Genomic DNA, 17,371 nt, shown 5'->3' with positions numbered 1-17,371 from the left:
ATGGAAATGAAAGAAAGGCTGCGCGCCGACGTCATCCAACGCATTGAGCGGGATTACCAGCTCAAGCACATGCGCGGCACCGAATATATGCGTAAGGGTGTTTGCCCTGCCTGTGGCCAGAAGACCCTCTACACCTTCTACGACTCGCCCTGGACACTGATCTGCGGACGGCCGGAAAAGTGCGACCACCGCGTCCATGTGAAGGACGTTTACGACGACTTGTTCAACGACTGGAGCAAGACCGCCCCGTCGACGCCAGACAACCCCCAGGCCACGGCACGCGCATACCTTGAATTTGCACGGGGCTTCAAATTTGAGCTGATTGCCGGTTGGTTCACCCAGGAAAACTACTGGGATGGCCGGCTAAACATCGGCAGCGCCACGGTACGTTTCGCCCTGGAAAAGGGTGGGTACTGGGAACGGCTGATCGATCGGCCAGATCGCTTAGGCAAGATGAAAGCGCGCTTCCGCCCCACCGGCGATGGTTTGTCCGGCTACAAAGGCGTCTGGTGGTGCCCGCCGAGCGTCGACCTGCTGGAAGTCGACGAGCTGTTCATAGTAGAGGGAATTTTCGACTCCATTGCACTGGTGCACAACGAAGTGCCAGCCGTGTCGATGATGTCCAGCGCTCCCTGCCCCATCGACTCACTCAAGGCCCTGGCCAAGCTGCGCCACGACGCCGACAGGCGCTTGCCGGTACTTGTGTGGGCATTGGATAACGAGCCCGTCGCCAAGGCCAACATGCGCCGCTGGGCGAAGGAAGCGCGCGAGCTGGGCTTCACCTGCAAGGCTGCGGTGATCCCACAGCCCAATGGCAAAAAGGTTGATTGGAACGACCTGCACCTACGGTGGAAGCCGATCGAGGGCGACGACAAGCGTGCCGAGCGGATCGAGCAGGATCTGGACGAAGCCCGTCACCACGGCGATTTGCTGCTGGCTGACTCGGCTGAAGAAAAGGGGTTCCTCATTTACCTGCGCGACGAGCGCAAGGAATTCAACTTCACCTTCCGCAAGCGCCTTTACTGGTTTCGGCTGGACCTTGAGCGGTACGACCGTGCCATGGCCGATCTGGAGAGTTCAGACCGCCATGAGGACCAACTGCTCAACGACGACCAAAAGCGCTACAAGGCACTGCGCCAATCCGGATCAGTGACCAGCATCGCCAACTGCAATTTCCAGGCGCTGTATTACATGCGCAACGACCTGACAGATGAAGCCTGGTACTACTTCCGTATCGAGCGCCCGCAGGGGCCGGCCATCAAAAGCACGTTCACGGCCAAGCAACTCACGTCAGCACCTGAGTTCGCGAATCGTCTCCTGAACGTCTCCAACGGCGCGATGTTTGAGGGCAGTGCGCAGCAACTGAAACGAATTCTGGCGCCCCAGCTGGACTGCCTGAAAACCGTCAACACCATCGAATGGATCGGCTACAGCCGCGACCATGGTGCCTATGTTTTCAACGACCTGGCCTTTCACGGCGGCAAGGTGCAGGTGCGCAACAAGGAAGACTTCTTTGACCTCGGCAAGCTGAGCATTAAGTCGCAGAGCCAGTCGCCTGTGTTGCACATCAATACCGACCTCAATGCCTACAACGAGGGTTGGTTCGACATCTACTGGCGCTGCTTTGGCGTACAGGGCCTGGTGGTGCTCGCCTGGTGGCTGGGCGCATTGCACGCGGAGCAAATCCGCCAGATCCATAAGTCACTGATGTTTCTGGAGCTGGTGGGTGAAGCTGGCTCGGGCAAAACCACCTTGGTGGAGCTGCTGTGGAAGTCGGTCGGGCGTACTGATTACGAAGGCTTCGACCCGTCCAAAGCGACGGCCGCAAGCCGTGCGCGTAACTTCTCGCAGGTCAGCAACTTGCCGGTGGTGCTGATCGAGTCCGAGCGCGAGCAGAAGGAAGGCCAGCCGGTTAAGCACTTCGACTGGGACGAACTAAAAACCGCCTACAACGGCCGCAGCGTTCGCTCCACGGGCGTGAAAAACAACGGAAACGACACCCACGAACCGCCCTTCCGCGCCGCCTTGCTGATCGCTCAGAACAACCCGGTGAACGCTTCGGAACCGATCCTGCAGCGTATCTGCCATGTGCATCTGACACGCGAGCACCACACCCCGGAAACCAAGCAGTACGCCGAGCAACTGGAGCGCATGCCGATGGACAGCATCAGCGGCTTCCTGGTCAAGGCGCTGCAACGTGAAGCTGAAACCATGCGGCTGATGGAGGAAAACACCTCCGGCTACGAGCAGGAGCTGCTGGCCCAGCCTGGCGTGCGCACTGTGCGTATAGCCAAAAATCACGCCCAACTGCGCAGCCTGGTGGATGCACTGGCCGGGGTCGTGCCGCTCGGCGAGCGTCGCAAGGCCCTCGCACATGCCGAAATCAGCCGTATGGCCCTGGAGCGGCAGCAGGCAATCAACGCCGACCACCCGACCGTGCGCGAATTTTGGGACCTGTACGAATTCCTCAATGGCATGGACGAGAAAAGCGCGCTCAACCATGCGCGGCGCGACGGCCTGATCGCCGTGAACCTCAACGAATTCGTGGAGATGGCCGCCAACAAGCGGCAGCAGGTTCCCCCGCTGAGCGATCTGAAGCGCCTGCTCAAGACCAGCAAGTCACCCAAGTTTCTGGAGTCGAACAAGCCCGTCAACTCGGCGCGCCAGGTCGACGCCTTCGACAAACCGAAAACCATTCGCTGCTGGGTATTCCAGGGCGTGTAACCACCGCAACAACAGGAGCAGCACAATGCAAAACGAACTCAAATCAGCCATTCGCTTCAATGATTTTGTCGCCTACTTCGGCGCCAGAGGGGTAGTTGCTTTGGCCTGGTGGATGGGGGCTGCGCATGCCGCCCGTATTCGTGAAGACCAGAACAGCTTCCCGTTCCTTCAGATCAACGGCGCCGCCGGCAGCGGTAAGTCGCTGATGCTGGAGTACCTGCAAAAGTTGAACGGCCAAGCCCCTTATGCACATTCGCTGTCCCACGCTACCCAGGCCGCACGGGCTCGCATCTACGCCAACGCAGAACGGCCGATCGTCATTTGCGAACACCACGGTGAGCCAGAACAACCCTTTGATATTTGCGAACACCACGGTGAGCCAGAACAACCCTTTGATTGGGATGAACTGAAGCCGCTCTATAGCTCCGGCGACGTCATCAACCAGGAGGGAGGTGATCGGACCCAGCGCGTGACCTTCAAGGGTGCTCTCGTGATCACTGCAAACCAACCGTTGGAGTGCAGTGAGGCGGTCCGCAGTCGAATGGTTGTGGTCGATCTTTCAGGAGCCGACGCCCATACGCCCAGAATCCGGCCCGAGGCTATTGGCGACCTCAACGCAGACGAGGCAAGTGCATTCGGTATCAAGGTGGCTCAGGCAGAAGACTGGATTTCCAGCACCATTAAAGTTTGTTTGCCCGGCTACCAGGGGCAGCTAATGCACAAATACGGGCCAGGCCTGAACGCGCGCACCGCACTCAACTGCGCGCAAATGCTCGCTCTGCTCAACCTGCTTTGCTCTCTTCTCGCGATCCCGCAGGACGTCCAGCTTGAAGCCCGCAAGGTGGTTCACGACATCGCTTTCCTCGACACCATTCCTTATTGATCAGGCCTTCGAAAGGAGAACCCGCATGAATACGCCTGCCCAACAACCGCAACCCAACTGGTTTCAGCAGTTGCAAGAGTTCGAAGCCAAGCGCCCCGCCATCCGTAAAGCCGGTATCGAGGCACTTAACCGTCTGGTCCCTGTCGCCCAGCGCGATACAGGCCAGAGCGCAGTGATCGGCCGCTTCCTGCTCGGGCTCTACAACGGCCACGACTACCCCTTCGTGCTCACCAGCCTGCGCGGCCTCGACACCGCACTGTTCGATGACTGCCTGGCGGTGCTGCAACTGGACTACTCGCCAGAGCAAGAGGTGCACACGTACCTCCCCGACGGCGATGCCATCTGGGAAGAACTGATAGGGACATGGGCATGAAATGGGCGCCGAAACGCAACAGGGACGGGCAAGCCCAGCAGAACTGCTGGTTGACCGACAGCGGCTACACCGTCGCGTTGTGCCGGTTACCAGAGTCGCGATACCCCATCACTCGCCCAGGGGGCGAACTGCCCTTCGCTTACGCGAAGGATAAAGACGAAGTCATAGCACTCATCACGAAAGACCAGGCCAAACCGGCCTGAAAGATGGTGTCGAGGAGCGCCAACTCCCCGACACCTACCACTACCAAGGAGCAGCACCATGCAAGCACAGACCCCAAGCAGCAGCGCCGTAGAGGCTAGCACCCAACCGAATATCAAGCGATACCTGGTCAAGGAAACGTGGAAGGAATACGAAGTCACTCTTGAGGTGAATCACGACGTTCTGACTGAGGAAACCGCTTCGTTGATCAATGGCTTTTGGTCGAATGCTGCTGAACGGCTTTCCGCTGAAAACGGCGATATTGTCCGTACCGTTATTCGCCTGTTCGGCCAAACGATGATCTATCGGATGCTGAGCGAAGGTGGAGCCAGCTTCAGCATCACCTCCAAAAACTGTCTGACGGGCGATAATCCTGGACACTTTTGGACCCAAGACCTTCACATCGAAGAAGGTTGGGGTGGCACTGACCATGGGCCATACGGCTTTTGCGGAATTCGTGTTATCGCGGCTGATGTGGACGCACCAGGTTACGACGACGTCGAACTGGAGGAGGTGTCCAATGCTTAAACGCACCCTCACCCACTTCCACCTCTGCTGCGGCCTGGGCAGCGGCGCCGCTGGATTCAGCGACTCCAAACCGGTGCTGGGCCCAGTGCAAGCAGAATGGCGCTGTCTCGGCGGGGTCGACGTCGACCCCGCTGGCCTGCGCGACTTCCAGATGATGACCGGCGTACCTGGCACGCTGATGGATTTGTTCACCCGCGAGCAGTTCACAGCCTTCCACGGCCAGCAGCCTCCCACCGGATGGAAAGAGGCAACCGCCGAGGATCTGCGCCGCGCCGCCGGCAACGAAGACCCGGACGCCGTGTTCATCAGCAGCCCGTGCAAAGGGGCCTCGGGCCTGCTGTCTGAAACGATGAGCCAGACGCCCAAGTACCGGGCGCTCAATGAACTGACGTTGCGCTGTGTGTGGCTGATGTGCGAAGCCTGGAAGCACAGACCGGTGAAGTTGATCGTGTTCGAAAACGTACCGCGTCTGGCAACCCGTGGCCGCTACCTGCTGGATCAAATCACCAAACTGCTCCGCCATTACGGTTACGCGGTTGCGGAAACTACCCACGACTGTGGCGAGATTGGTGGGTTGGCACAGAGCCGGAAGCGTTTCTTGCTGGTGGCCAGGCACGTCGAACAGGTTCCAGCATTCTTGTATGAACCTGAAAAGCGCAGCCTGCGCGCTGTCGGTGATGTGCTGAGCCGCATGCCTCTGGCCGGCGATATCGACCAGGCCGGCCCGATGCATCGCGTGCCTGCGTTGCAGTGGAAAACGTGGGTACGCCTGGCCCTGGTGGAGGCCGGGAAGGACTGGCGCAGCTTGAGCCGGTTTGCGATCGAGGACGGATACCTGCGTGACTTCGTGATCGTGCCGGAATACCGCGCCGGCTACATGGGAGTGCATGAATGGCAGGACACTGCCGGCACAATTGCCGGGCGGTCGAGCCCAACCAACGGGAAATTCTCGGTCGCCGACCCTCGGCCAACCAGCAAGTTTGAATACACCCAATACGGCGTGCTGCCCTACGACCGGCATTGCGGCGTGGTCACCGGCCAACGCAGCCCAGGGCAAGGCACGTTCAGCGTTGCCGACCCTCGCATGGGCGGCGAGCGCCACAACAACGTTTTCCGAGTAGTGCGCAACGATCAAGCCGCTGGCACCGTCACCGCTGGACACGGCCCCAGTTCCGGCGGGCAGGCCGTGGCCGACCCTCGGCAGCCATCCAAAGGCTTTGGCAAATACCTGGTCACCGACTACAGCAAGCCCGCCGGCACCGTGATCGCCGGCAGCACCACCGGGCAGGGCGCTTTCGCCGTGGCTGATCCCGCTTACAAAAACTGGCATCCGAGCGCCAGCACCCAAAAGCTGCGGATCACGCCTTGGTGCGATAACGCCAAGACCGTGACCGGTTCGCAACAGGTTGCCAGCGGCGCGTTGTCGATCGCAGACCCGCGCCCGGGCATGTCGCGCACCAAGGGCGATGCCTACCTGACCGGCGGGCACTACGGGGTGGTGGAGTACAACACTCCAGCCGGCGCCGTTTCCGCCAGCGCGTGTCATGACAACGGGCGATGGTCGGTTGCAGACCAGCGCATGCCGGCGCCCAACGACCGGATGACCTGCATGATCACTAGCCTGGACGGCACCTGGCATCGGCCGTTCACCACGCTGGAGCTGGCCGCGCTGCAATCGCTATTTGACCCGGAGGATCACTGGTCAGCAGATCCACAAACCGCCCATGAGATCGAGCGTATGCAGCGGGTTCGGAAGATCGAACAGGCGGGGGTATTCCGGCTCGACGGCATCAACGATGGCAACCACCGGGAGCGGATCGGCAATGCTGTGCCCCGCGCGGCGGCAAGGGCTATGGCCGACGTGTTCGGCATGACGCTGCTGCTATCCGAGGCCGGTGAGACGTTCATGCTCAGCAACGTTTCGATTTGGGTGCAGCCGGTGGCGATCGCGTTGAGCGTTGCTCAGCAGGAGGTCGGCGCGTGAGCGTATCCCTTCTGCTTTACCTCTGCGTAGACGCAACCCGGACCGATTGCCAGGTGGTGAAGGTTGATAGCTGGAGCGGATCGGGTGCCTACGAGCAGTGCATTGGCGTCGTCCCAAGCCTCACTGCAGAGCTGACTGCGCCCAACCGCAAGCTGCACCAGTTCGTCTGCGAGATCCAAGGCGAGGACGCAAAGCCCGCAGAACATAAGGTTCAGCCCATGTTCATTCATCAGTCGTTTCGGATGTGAGGAAGTCAGTGATGATCACACGTAACGAAAAGCCAATATTGTTCAGAGCGCCTATGGTGCGCGCCATTCTCGGCGGGCATAAAACTGTCACCCGACGAGTTGTAAAAGCTCCAATACCTACCAGCGCGTTAAGAATAAGGGCATATCAGAATCGGCTTGGTAACCAGGTGTTTGGGCCTGTCATCGGTCAATCTGAAAAGCTCGGGGAAATCACGGAGCTCAGTGGTATCAAATGCCCTTACGGCCAACCTGGTGCGCGTCTTTGGGTACGTGAGACTTGGTACTGCGATCACTTCGAGCTCATGCGCGGCCCTTACCTCAAGCCTGATGACCTAGACATCAATGAGGCGCGGGCCGACGGCACGCTAGTCTATGCCGCTGACGGACTTTCCCCGTATGAAGCCGATCAGCCAGTTTGGAAGCCAAGCATCCACATGCCTCGTTGGGCCAGCCGTATCCTGCTGGAGATCACCGATGTGCGAGTTGAGCGGCTGCACGCGATCACCAATGAGCAAGCTCTTGCGGAAGGTGTGAAAAGCGCCGAGAGCGATATCGATCCTGACGGCAATGATTATTCGCCCTGCGAATTGTTCGGTGGATTGTGGACGATGATCAACGGAATGGATTCGTGGAATGCCAACTCGTGGGTTTGGGTGATCGAGTTCAAGCAGGTCACGCAAGGCCAACCAGCTGAGGGCGACCGCGATGACGCATAAGTGCTACCGCCGTGATCGGTCCGTGCGCGTCATTGCCGATCTGGTCAGCGACGACCAAATGCATGCGGCCTTCCAAGGCACCAACTTCGGGCACACAGACTTCCGTGGACTGCTGGCCCAGGGCTGCATAAAAGCGCTGGCCGGCTGGCATCAGGGCCACACCCTGACCACCATCCTGCAAGAGCTTCGCCTGATCAGCTGGAATAAACAGCTGGGCAAAATCAAGGTTACCGCCAAAGGTCGCCACTACATTTGGCTCGCCTTCAACGGCCGTCCGGGGGTGTAGAGATGAACAACGGTAAGTCCTTCCCCTGGAACCTAGACCTCACGGGCGTCTGTGACCAATGCAACAGATCCCGTGCCCACGGCAACCACCAGAAGTGCAGCAAGGCGCGCCAGGCAGCCAACGCCAAGCGTCGAGCCGACGAGGCCCAAGCCGGAATCACACCGGCACCTAGAAAAAGTGCCAGCCTGTTCTGGTTACTTCGTCAGCAGTGATCGGCAACACTTGAACCGCAATACATCAGGCCCGGCGACGGGCCTTTTTTCTTCCTACTGGGAGAATCTTTCGATACATCGCGTGGGGACGCATATGGCAGATGGCGTAGAGGCCCGTGGCAATTCGGTGCGGGTCTATTTTCGTTTCAATGGCGAGCTGTGCCGGGAGCTGGTGCCCGGTGGCAACACACCGGAAAACCGGGAACACGCAAAGCGCCTGGTCACGGTGATCGAGTACGAGATCCAGGCCGGCACCTTCGATTACCGCAGGCATTTTCCCGAGTCGACGAAGCTGGCCGAGAACACGTTCGGTCACTACCTAGACCTGTGGCTGACCATCAAGAGCAACAGCGTGGCAGCGACCTCATTCCGTGGGTACAAGAACAAGGCCGAGGTTCATGTGCGGCCACGATGGGGAGACGTTCAGATTGATCAGATCGACCACCTGGACCTGCAGGAGTGGATTCAGGGGCCGCTGTCGAAGCGGCTGAAGAACAAAACCATACGCGACATCATCAGCAATGTGCGCCAGGTGTTCAGGCTCTACCGCACCCGGAAGAAGGTCGCACACGACCCGACCGAGGGGTTATTCGTTCGTCTGCCCGATCCAGAGGCGCCGGACCCGTTCACCAGGGCGGAAATCAAGCAGATCCTTGGAACACACACCAGCCGCACCCAGGAACTGCTGATGGTGCAGTTCATGATTTGGGCAGGCCCTCGGGTGTCAGAGACCATCGCGCTGGCCTGGGAGGACGTCGATCTGAAACAGGGAACGGTCACTTTTCGCCGCTCCAAGGTTCGCGGGGCCTATCGCGTGACTAAAACCCGGCGCTCTACACGCAAGGTGCGTCTGCTGGAGCCTGCGTGGGATGCGTTGCGCAAACTGGACGCCATCAACCAGCTCAAGACTGTGGACACGGTCGACGTGGTCGAGCGGGACAACAAGACCGTCCGCAAGCACAAGCTGCACTTTGTATTTCTGAACACCAAGAGCGGCATGCCACACGTCAGCGACTTCGTCGTGAGGGACAGGTTCTTCAAAGCGCACTTGAAAGCGGCCGGCGTTCGTTATCGCGGTCCTGGTCAGTGCCGACACACGTACGCCAGCCAGCTGCTCACCACCGGCGTGGCGTCGGTCGACTGGATCGCCGAACAGATGGGCCACACCAGCGCGAACATGATCCGCCAGCACTACGGCATGTGGATCAACGAGGACGGCCCGGACGTCATCGGCATGCTGCAGCACGCCCTGGGCATTCAGCCACCAAGTGGTGACAAAGCCTCATAAACCGGCGTTCGAACGGATGCGCATCAGCAGCCCGTGTTCCCATAGGTGTTCCCATATGGGACTTTTTTGACCCTCTGAAAACACAAAACCCCTGAAAACTTCAATGTTTTCAGGGGTTTAGTCGTTTAAAATTTGGCGGTGAAGGAGAGATTCGAACTCTCGATACAATTTCTTGTATACACACTTTCCAGGCGTGCTCCTTAAGCCACTCGGACACTTCACCGTATCTCGTCAAACCAGTTCAGTCTGTCGAGGCGCGCTAATGTAGTCGAAAGCCTTTCTGATGGCAAAGGTTTTTTTCAGAATTTTCATGCGGTTAGACCGTTATGCCATTCACCGCGCGGCAAGGGGTGATGATTGTGCCATTCTCAGGCAGCGGCGGCACGCGTCTGGAGCGCTTGCTGCGCCCTGCTGCGGGGTGTCTACCCTTGGGGATGGGGCAAAAGCCTGACTGGGTAGTCAGTCACGGCGCTTTACCCGCGCGGGCGTGGTGAGTAACGTCTGCGCATCTATCTCTATAACAAGCCCTACAAGGAACCGCGTCATGAGTGAGTTGATTGCCTACCACTTCGAAGACGGTATCGCGACCCTGACCCTGAGCAACGGCAAGGTGAATGCCATTTCTCCGGCGGTGGTCAGTGAGTTTAATGCGGCGCTGGATCAGGCCGAGAAGGATCGGGCGGTGGTGATCATCACGGGCACGCCGGGGATTTTGTCGGGCGGTTATGATTTGAAGGTGATGACCGCCGGCCCTAAAGAGGCAATCAGCCTGGTGACCTCAGGCTCGACCCTGGCGCGGCGGATGTTGGCGCATCCGTTCCCGGTGATCGTGGCCTGCCCCGGTCATGCGGTGGCCAAGGGCGCGTTCCTGTTGTTGTCGGCCGATTATCGGATTGGCGTCGAAGGCCCGTTCAGCATTGGCCTGAATGAAGTGGCGATTGGCATGACCATGCACCACGCCGGTATCGAGTTGGCGCGGGATCGCCTGCGTAAGTCGGCGTTTCAGCGTTCGGTGATCAATGCCGAGATGTTTGATCCACAAGGCGCCCTGCACGCAGGTTTCCTCGACAAGGTGGTTGCACCGGAAGAACTGCAAGCGGCTGCACTGGAAGCGGCACGGCAGTTGAAGAAGATCAATATGAACGCGCACAAGCACACCAAGTTGAAAGTGCGCCGCGCACTGCTCGAAGCCCTGGACGATGCAATCATCCAGGATCAGGGTCATAGCCTGAGCTAAGTCCTACACCTTTCGTGTCCGAGCCCGACCTTGAGTCGGGCTTTTTCTTACCTATGAATGTGAAACCTCCATAACCGCTCTAGTTAGCCGTTATTGGCCCATGTGGAAACATGCGCTTAAACATCGGCTATCTCCTACGTCTGTAGGGGCAATTGCCGAATACAGTGCACATCCGTACACTGCGCCACCTTTTGTCCCGATGGGCCGTGTCGATGCTTTTTCTGTTGCGTATGTTGTTGATGGGCCTGCATTTTATGATCGCCGGCGTGCTGGGTGTGCTGGTCGGTGTGTGCCGGCCGTTCAATCCGGACAACAGCCGTCTCTGCGCTCGCCTCTATGCGTTGCCAGCCATGCGGATCCTGGGCTTTAACGTGAAGACCGACGTCGACTCGCTGCGCAACAAGCCCGGTACCTGCGTGGTGATCGCCAACCATCAGTCCAACTACGATCTGTTTGTACTCGGCAATGTGGTGCCGCACCGCACCGTATGCATCGCCAAGAAGAGCCTGAAATGGGTACCGCTGTTCGGCCAGTTGTTCTGGCTGGCTGGCAATGTGCTGATCGACCGTGGCAATGCGCACAAGGCCCGGCGTGCGATGCTCACCACCACGCATACCTTGCAGCATGAGGACACGTCAATCTGGGTGTTCCCGGAAGGTACGCGCAACCTGGGCAAAGGGTTGTTGCCGTTCAAAAAAGGCGCGTTTCATATGGCGATTGCGGCCGGTGTGCCTATCGTGCAGGTGTGTGTCAGCAATTACGTGACGCAGATGAAGCTCAATCGCTGGGCCAGCGGCAGTGTGCTGATACGCTCGTTGCCGCCGATTCCTACCTGTGGGTTGACGGTGGATGACATCCCTCAGTTGCTGCTGACGTGTCAGACGCAGATGGATGAGTGCATTGCACAGATGGATCGCGAACTGCAACGCGCGTAGGCGCACGCTTAGGGTGACGCGGAGCGTCACGGGCGGCATTCCCACGCAGAGCGTGGGAACGATCAGTGATATCAGCCAGCAACAACGGAACGCCATTCAGGCTAAGCTGCCCAACATCTGTCCTCTTGATAAGAAGTGATCAGCACCATGGGTAGAGTTGTTGCGGCTGCCGTTTACAGCGCCGGTAAGAAAGTCTCGGATATTACTCTCGATGAAGGCGCGGCCTGGGCCGCCAAACCTGGGCACTTTGTGTGGATCGGCCTGGAAGAACCCAGCGCCCAGGAACTGAACAACCTGCAACGCCAGTTCAACCTGCACGAGCTGGCGATTGAAGATGCCATGGAAAAACACAGCCGCCCGAAGCTGGAAACCTTCGGCGACGCGCTGTTTATCGTCACCTACTCACCGGTGCGCGAGAACGGCAAGCTGGAGTTTATCGAGACCCATATCTTTGCCGGCAACGGCTACATCATCACCGCCCGCAACGGCCACTCGGCGTCCTACGGTTTTGTGCGCCAGCGTTGTGAGGCGCGCCCGTTGTTGCTGGAGCATGGGGAAGATTTCGTACTCTATGCGTTGCTGGATTTTGTCACCGAAAACTATCAGCCGGTGAGCGAGGCGATCCACGCCGAGATCGATGAGCTGGAACGTAACGTGCTTTGCAGTTCACTCAACGAGCGTGATATCCAGCACCTCCACGGCCTGCGCCGCGATGTATTACGGCTCAAGCGGCATGTGGCGCCGATGGTGGAGATCAGCCAGGAGTTGCAGAAGCTCAGCTTCCCGTTTATCGACAAGAACATGCGCCCGTATTTCCGTGATGTGCAAATCCACGTTACGCGACAGATGGAAGATCTCACCACCCTGCGCGACATTGCCAGCCAGACCATCGAGATCGGTGTGCTGCTGGAAGCCTCGCGCCAGAGCGTGGTGCAGCGCAAGTTCGCCGCATGGGCGGCGATCCTGGCGTTCCCCACGGCGGTGGCGGGGATTTATGGGATGAACTTCCAGAACATGCCCGAGCTGCAATGGCACTACGGCTATTTTGCGGTGCTCGGGTTTATTACCCTGGGCTGTACCGGGTTATGGGCCAGCTTCAAGCGTTCGGGCTGGCTTTAAGCCTTGGCTTCAGGCTGATGCGCAACGAAGCGCATCATCCATTCCGCCACGGTGACGCCGTGGTGGTCGCGTTCCAGGCTGGCCACGCCGTTGCTGTAGACCTTTTCACCCAGGGTTGTCTGAAGTATTTCCAGCAACTCGCGGGAATAGTCGTGAACAAACTCCGGATGGCCCTGGAAGCACAGCACCTGGTCGCCGATGTGGTACGCGGCAAACGGGCAGAATTCGCTGGAGGCGATCACCGTGGCGTTTTGCGGCAAGGTGGTGACTTGGTCCTGGTGGCTGATCAATAGCGTCAACTCCGGCACCTCGGGACTCATCCATGGCGTCTTGGCATCCAGCTTGTAAGCGTGGGTGCCCATGCCCCAGCCCTGGCTGGCACGTTCGGCCTTGCCGCCCAGCAGCAGCGCGAGCAACTGATGGCCGAAGCACACACCCAGCAGCTTGTCGCCCCGTTCATAGCGCGTGAGCAGGTAGGTCTTGAGCGTCTGGATCCAAGGGTCGGTTCCGAACGAATCGGCCTTACTGCCGGTGATCAGGTACGCGTCAAACACCTCGTCATCCGGTGGGTACTCGCCCTGCACCACGTTGTAGACCACAAACTCGGCGGCAATCGGTTGCTTGGCGAACAGGCGCTTGAACATCTGCCCATAGCCTTGGTACTCATCGATCAAAGCGGGACGCAGAATATCGGTTTCCAGGATGCAGACGCGTAGCGACATAAAAAATACCTGACACGGCGATGGGAATATTGCACACCCAGAGCCTGCCCTGAAATACCCCCCCAAAGCAAGCCCTCAATGGGCACCCACACACACTGTAGGAGCGAGCTTACTCGCGAAAAACGTCAACGATAACGCAGGTATCCTGGATAAAAGCGTTGCCTGTGCGTTCTTCGCGAGCAAGCTCGCTCCTACAGTGAAACTTCTAAAACAGCGCGCCTTTTGCGGCTTTTTCCAGCAACAACGCCGGCGGCGAGAAGCGCTCCCCGTACTCCTCGGCGAGGTAGCGGGCGCGGGCGATGAAGTCGTTCAGCCCGTACTGGTTGATAAACTGCAACGCGCCGCCACTCCACGCGGCAAAGCCGATGCCGAAGATGGAACCAACGTTGGCGTCCGCCGCGGACATCAACACGCCTTCCTCCACGCAACGCACGGTTTCGATGGCTTGGATAAACAGCAAGCGGTCGCGCACGTCCTTAGGTGAGATTTGCTTGCCAGGCTGTTCAAAGCGGGTTTTCAGCTCAGGCCACAGGTGCTTCTGGCCGCATGCGGGATAGTCGTAAAAACCAGCGCCTGCCGCCTTGCCCGTGCGCTTGTATTCGTTCACCAACAGATCAATCACCGCCGTCGCCGGATGGTTCGGCATGGCCTTGCCTTCGGCCTGCAGGTCCTTGGCCGTTTGCTGTCGGATATGGCTCATCAGGCTCAGGGACACTTCATCGGACACCGCCAACGGCCCCACTGGCATCCCGGCCTTGCGCGCTTCGGTCTCGATCATCGGCGCAGCCACGCCTTCGCCGAGCATGGCGATGCCTTCGTTGGTAAAGGTGCCGAATACCCGCGAGGTGAAAAAGCCGCGACTGTCGTTGACCACAATCGGGGTTTTCTTGATTTGCAGTACGAAGTCAAACCCTCGGGCCAGGGTTTCGTCGCTGGTGCGCGCGCCCTTGATGATTTCCACCAGGGGCATCTTGTCCACGGGGCTGAAGAAGTGCAGGCCGATAAACTTGGCTTGATCGGGCACCGCCGTGGCCAGGCCGCTGATGGGCAAGGTGGAGGTGTTGGAGGCGATCACCGCGTCGGCCCCCACCACGTTTTGCGCCGCAGCCGAGACCTTGGCCTTGAGTGCGCGGTCTTCGAGTACGGCCTCGATAATCAGGTCGCAGCCGGCCAGGTCGGCGTCATCCTGCGTAGGATGAATGCGCGCCAGGGTGGTTTCGCGCTGTTCGGCGGTCAGTTGCCCACGGCTGACCTTCTTGTCCAGCAGTGCAGCCGAATGGGCTTTGCCTTTTTCGGCGGCGGCCAGGGTGATGTCTTTGAGCACCACCTCGATACCCGCACAGGCACTGACATAGGCGATGCCCGCGCCCATCATCCCGGCGCCGAGCACACCGACCTTACGCGTGACGTAGGGCGCATAGCCCTGGGGGCGTGAGCTGCCGGCATTGATTTGGTTGAGCTGGAACCAGAAGGTGCTGATCATGTTTTTTGCCACTTGCCCGGTCACCAGTTCGGTGAAGTAGCGGGTTTCGATCAGGTGCGCGGTATCGAAGTCCACTTGGGCGCCCTCGACGGCGGCACAAAGAATTTTCTCCGGCGCGGGGAAGCAGCCCTGGGTCTTGCTGCGCAAAATCGACGGCGCAATGGCGAGCATCTGCGCGACTTTAGGGTGGGACGGCGTGCCGCCGGGGATCGCGTAGCCCTTGTTGTCCCAGGGTTGCCTGACTTCGGGATTAGCCAGAACCCAGGCACGGGCCTGTGCCAGCAATGCCTCGCGATCCGCCGCCAACTCGTCAATCAAGCCCGCTTGCAGGGCCTGGGCAGGCCGGACTTTTTTACCTTCGAGCAAATACGGCAAGGCTTTTTCCAGTCCGAGCATGCGCACCATCCGCACCACGCCACCGCCCCCTGGCAACAGGCCAAGGGTCACTTCCGGCAAACCCAGTTGCACTGACTTGTCGTCCAGCGCAACCCGGTGGTGGCAGGCCAGGCAAATCTCCCACCCACCGCCCAGGGCCGCGCCATTGATCGCAGCCACCACCGGTTTGCCGAGGGTTTCCAGGCGGCGTAATTGCGCTTTCAATACCAACACACTGTCGTAGAACGCCTTGGCGTGGGTTTTATCGACCTTGATCAGCTCATTGAGGTCGCCGCCGGCAAAAAAGGTTTTCTTGGCCGAGGTGATCACCACCCCGGCGATCTCGTTCTTTTCCGCTTCCAGGCGCGTGAGGGTGGCCGCCATGGCTTCGCGGTAGGCAGCGTTCATGGTGTTGGCGCTCTGGCCGGGCATGTCGAGGGTCAGCACCACGATCTGGTCCTGGCCTTTTTCGTAACGAATGGCATCGGTCATGACAAATTCCTTAGGCTCAGAGGCGTTCGATAATGGTGGCGATACCCATGCCACCGCCGACACACAAGGTGGCCAGGCCGTAGCGTTGCTGGCGCACCTCCAGCTCGTCGAGCAAGGTGCCGAGGATCGCGCAGCCAGTGGCGCCCAAGGGGTGGCCCATGGCGATGGAGCCGCCGTTGACATTGACCCGTGCGGCGTCGATGCCCATGTCCTTGATGAACTTGAGCACCACCGAAGCAAAGGCTTCGTTGACTTCGAACAGGTCGATGTCTTCAACCCGCAGGCCGGCCTTGGCCAGCGCCTTGCGAGTGGCCGGCGCGGGGCCGGTGAGCATGATGGTCGGGTCGGTGCTGGTCACCGCCGTGGCGACAATGCGCGCCCGTGGTTGCAGGCCCAGCTCGCGGCCCTTGGCCTCGGAGCCGATCAACATCAGCGCGGCGCCGTCCACGATCCCGGAGCTGTTGCCCGGCGTGTGCACATGGTGGATGCGCTCCACGTGGCTGTAGACCCGCAGCGCGGTGGCATCGAAGCCCATCTGGCCCATCATTTCGAAGCTGGGCTTGAGCTTGCCCAAGCCCTCGAGGGTTGAGTCGCCACGGATAAATTCGTCATGGTCCAGCAGCACGATGCCGTTCTGATCGTGCACCGCGATCAGCGACTTATTGAAGGAACCGTCTGCCCGCGCCCTGGCGGCTTTCTGCTGGGACTGTAGGGCAAAGGCGTCGACATCCTGGCGCGTGAAGCCTTCCAGGGTGGCAATCAGGTCGGCGCCAATGCCTTGGGGCGTGAAGTGGCTGTGCATATTGGTTTGCGGGTCGAGTACCCAGGCGCCGCCATCGCTGCCCATGGGCACGCGGGACATGGACTCGACGCCGCCAACAACCACCAGGTCTTCGAAGCCGGAACGCACCTTCATCGCCCCCAGGTTCACCGCTTCCAGGCCCGACGCGCAGAAGCGATTGACCTGCACACCGGCCACACTGACATCCCAGTCGGCCACCAGCGCGGCGGTCTTGGCGATATCGGCGCCCTGGTCGCCAACGGGCGTGACGCAGCCCAGGACGATGTCATCCACTTGGCGGGTGTCGAGGTCGCTGCGCTGCGCCAGCGCCGTGAGCAAGCCAGCCACCAGGTTTACCGGCTTGACGCTGTGCAGGGCACCGTCGGCCTTGCCCTTACCCCGGGGCGTGCGTATCGCATCAAAAATCAAAGCTTGGGTCATGACATCCTCGAACCGCTGTGGGTGTGTGCTCCTACCTTAGGCCCGATTGACACGGTTTCAATGACGGATGCGCTCATTGCTTTTGACCCCCTCGCTCGGACGAACGGTAGGTCCCTATGGGAAAACCCTGATTAATCGTTTTAGCGGTCTAGCCCTAGGGTTGGCGCCAAGATGGCAATAAGCCTCATGCCGTTTTTAGCGCAAATAATTATTAGCTGATATGAAATGGGTCTAAGCCAGAAAGAACGGGCGCTCTAAGGTTGAACCTGTAAGACGCTGCTGCCGGGTTTTGCTGGAGCAGCTGTAAGAAAAGTGCAACGTCACCTCGCGATACTGGATACAA

Annotated in this window: 15 protein-coding genes and 1 tRNA gene; 12 read left to right on the top strand and 4 right to left on the bottom strand. The window is 59.5% G+C overall.

Annotation, left to right across the window (positions count from 1 at the left end):
• The first annotated feature begins 6 nt into the window (after window positions 1–6).
• From TX24_RS03250 to TX24_RS03205, 9 genes are all read left to right on the top strand, one after another.
• On the top strand, window positions 7–2,724 hold the full coding sequence (locus tag TX24_RS03250) for a toprim domain-containing protein (protein ID WP_057709690.1): 2,718 nt from the start codon (window positions 7–9) through the stop codon (window positions 2,722–2,724).
• Between the two features lie 25 nt (window positions 2,725–2,749).
• On the top strand, window positions 2,750–3,607 hold the full coding sequence (locus tag TX24_RS03245) for a hypothetical protein (RefSeq protein WP_057709689.1): 858 nt from the start codon (window positions 2,750–2,752) through the stop codon (window positions 3,605–3,607).
• Window positions 3,608–3,632: 25 nt separating this feature from the next.
• On the top strand, window positions 3,633–3,980 hold the full coding sequence (locus TX24_RS03240; RefSeq protein WP_057709688.1) for a DUF7673 family protein: 348 nt from the start codon (window positions 3,633–3,635) through the stop codon (window positions 3,978–3,980).
• 261 nt (window positions 3,981–4,241) lie between these two features.
• Window positions 4,242–4,709, top strand: coding sequence for a DUF2528 family protein (locus TX24_RS03230; protein WP_082628739.1), 468 nt, complete (start codon window positions 4,242–4,244; stop codon window positions 4,707–4,709).
• Complete coding sequence (locus TX24_RS03225) at window positions 4,702–6,693, top strand: DNA cytosine methyltransferase (RefSeq protein ID WP_057709687.1); 1,992 nt, start codon at window positions 4,702–4,704, stop codon at window positions 6,691–6,693. The genes TX24_RS03230 and TX24_RS03225 overlap by 8 nt, the downstream gene beginning before the upstream one ends.
• Entirely contained in the window at window positions 6,690–6,941 is a 252-nt protein-coding gene (locus TX24_RS03220) for a hypothetical protein (RefSeq protein WP_057709686.1), read from the top strand. The genes TX24_RS03225 and TX24_RS03220 overlap by 4 nt, the downstream gene beginning before the upstream one ends.
• Window positions 6,942–6,952: 11 nt before the next feature.
• Window positions 6,953–7,657 (top strand): hypothetical protein, encoded by a 705-nt coding sequence (locus tag TX24_RS32375; protein WP_057709685.1) that lies wholly within the window; start codon window positions 6,953–6,955, stop codon window positions 7,655–7,657.
• Window positions 7,647–7,943 (top strand): hypothetical protein, encoded by a 297-nt coding sequence (locus TX24_RS03210; RefSeq protein WP_057709684.1) that lies wholly within the window; start codon window positions 7,647–7,649, stop codon window positions 7,941–7,943. The genes TX24_RS32375 and TX24_RS03210 overlap by 11 nt, the downstream gene beginning before the upstream one ends.
• Before the next feature lie 306 nt (window positions 7,944–8,249).
• On the top strand, window positions 8,250–9,443 hold the full coding sequence (locus TX24_RS03205; RefSeq protein WP_057709683.1) for an Arm DNA-binding domain-containing protein: 1,194 nt from the start codon (window positions 8,250–8,252) through the stop codon (window positions 9,441–9,443).
• Window positions 9,444–9,576: 133 nt separating this feature from the next.
• Here the strand turns inward: TX24_RS03205 and TX24_RS03200 are convergent.
• Window positions 9,577–9,666 (bottom strand) — tRNA-Ser (locus TX24_RS03200).
• 321 nt (window positions 9,667–9,987) lie between these two features.
• Here TX24_RS03200 and TX24_RS03195 point away from each other — a divergent pair.
• From TX24_RS03195 to TX24_RS03185, 3 genes are all read left to right on the top strand, one after another.
• Window positions 9,988–10,680: a crotonase/enoyl-CoA hydratase family protein gene (locus tag TX24_RS03195; protein WP_003193445.1), complete on the top strand. Its 693-nt coding sequence runs from the start codon at window positions 9,988–9,990 to the stop codon at window positions 10,678–10,680.
• Window positions 10,681–10,892: 212 nt separating this feature from the next.
• Window positions 10,893–11,615, top strand: a complete 723-nt coding sequence (locus TX24_RS03190; protein ID WP_057709682.1) for a 1-acylglycerol-3-phosphate O-acyltransferase — start codon at window positions 10,893–10,895, stop codon at window positions 11,613–11,615.
• 147 nt (window positions 11,616–11,762) lie between these two features.
• Window positions 11,763–12,734 carry a magnesium and cobalt transport protein CorA gene (locus TX24_RS03185; protein ID WP_003193449.1) on the top strand — a complete coding sequence of 324 codons (972 nt, stop codon included), beginning with the start codon at window positions 11,763–11,765 and terminating at the stop codon, window positions 12,732–12,734.
• On the opposite strand, the gene TX24_RS03180 is transcribed toward TX24_RS03185, so the two are convergent.
• From TX24_RS03180 to TX24_RS03170, 3 genes are all read right to left on the bottom strand, one after another.
• Window positions 12,731–13,456, bottom strand: a complete 726-nt coding sequence (locus tag TX24_RS03180; RefSeq protein ID WP_034133557.1) for an amidotransferase — start codon at window positions 13,454–13,456, stop codon at window positions 12,731–12,733. The genes TX24_RS03185 and TX24_RS03180 overlap by 4 nt on opposite strands.
• 205 nt (window positions 13,457–13,661) lie before the next feature.
• Window positions 13,662–15,806 carry a 3-hydroxyacyl-CoA dehydrogenase NAD-binding domain-containing protein gene (locus tag TX24_RS03175; RefSeq protein WP_057709681.1) on the bottom strand — a complete coding sequence of 715 codons (2,145 nt, stop codon included), beginning with the start codon at window positions 15,804–15,806 and terminating at the stop codon, window positions 13,662–13,664.
• A gap of 16 nt (window positions 15,807–15,822) precedes the next feature.
• On the bottom strand, window positions 15,823–17,028 hold the full coding sequence (locus tag TX24_RS03170; RefSeq protein ID WP_057709680.1) for an acetyl-CoA C-acetyltransferase: 1,206 nt from the start codon (window positions 17,026–17,028) through the stop codon (window positions 15,823–15,825).
• Window positions 17,029–17,371 lie beyond the last annotated feature (343 nt).

Source organism: Pseudomonas lactis (genome assembly GCF_001439845.1).
GTDB classification, from domain to species: domain Bacteria; phylum Pseudomonadota; class Gammaproteobacteria; order Pseudomonadales; family Pseudomonadaceae; genus Aquipseudomonas; species Aquipseudomonas lactis.
The sequence above is the reverse complement of the archived record's forward strand: the minus strand, read 5'-3'. Positions and strand labels throughout refer to the sequence as shown.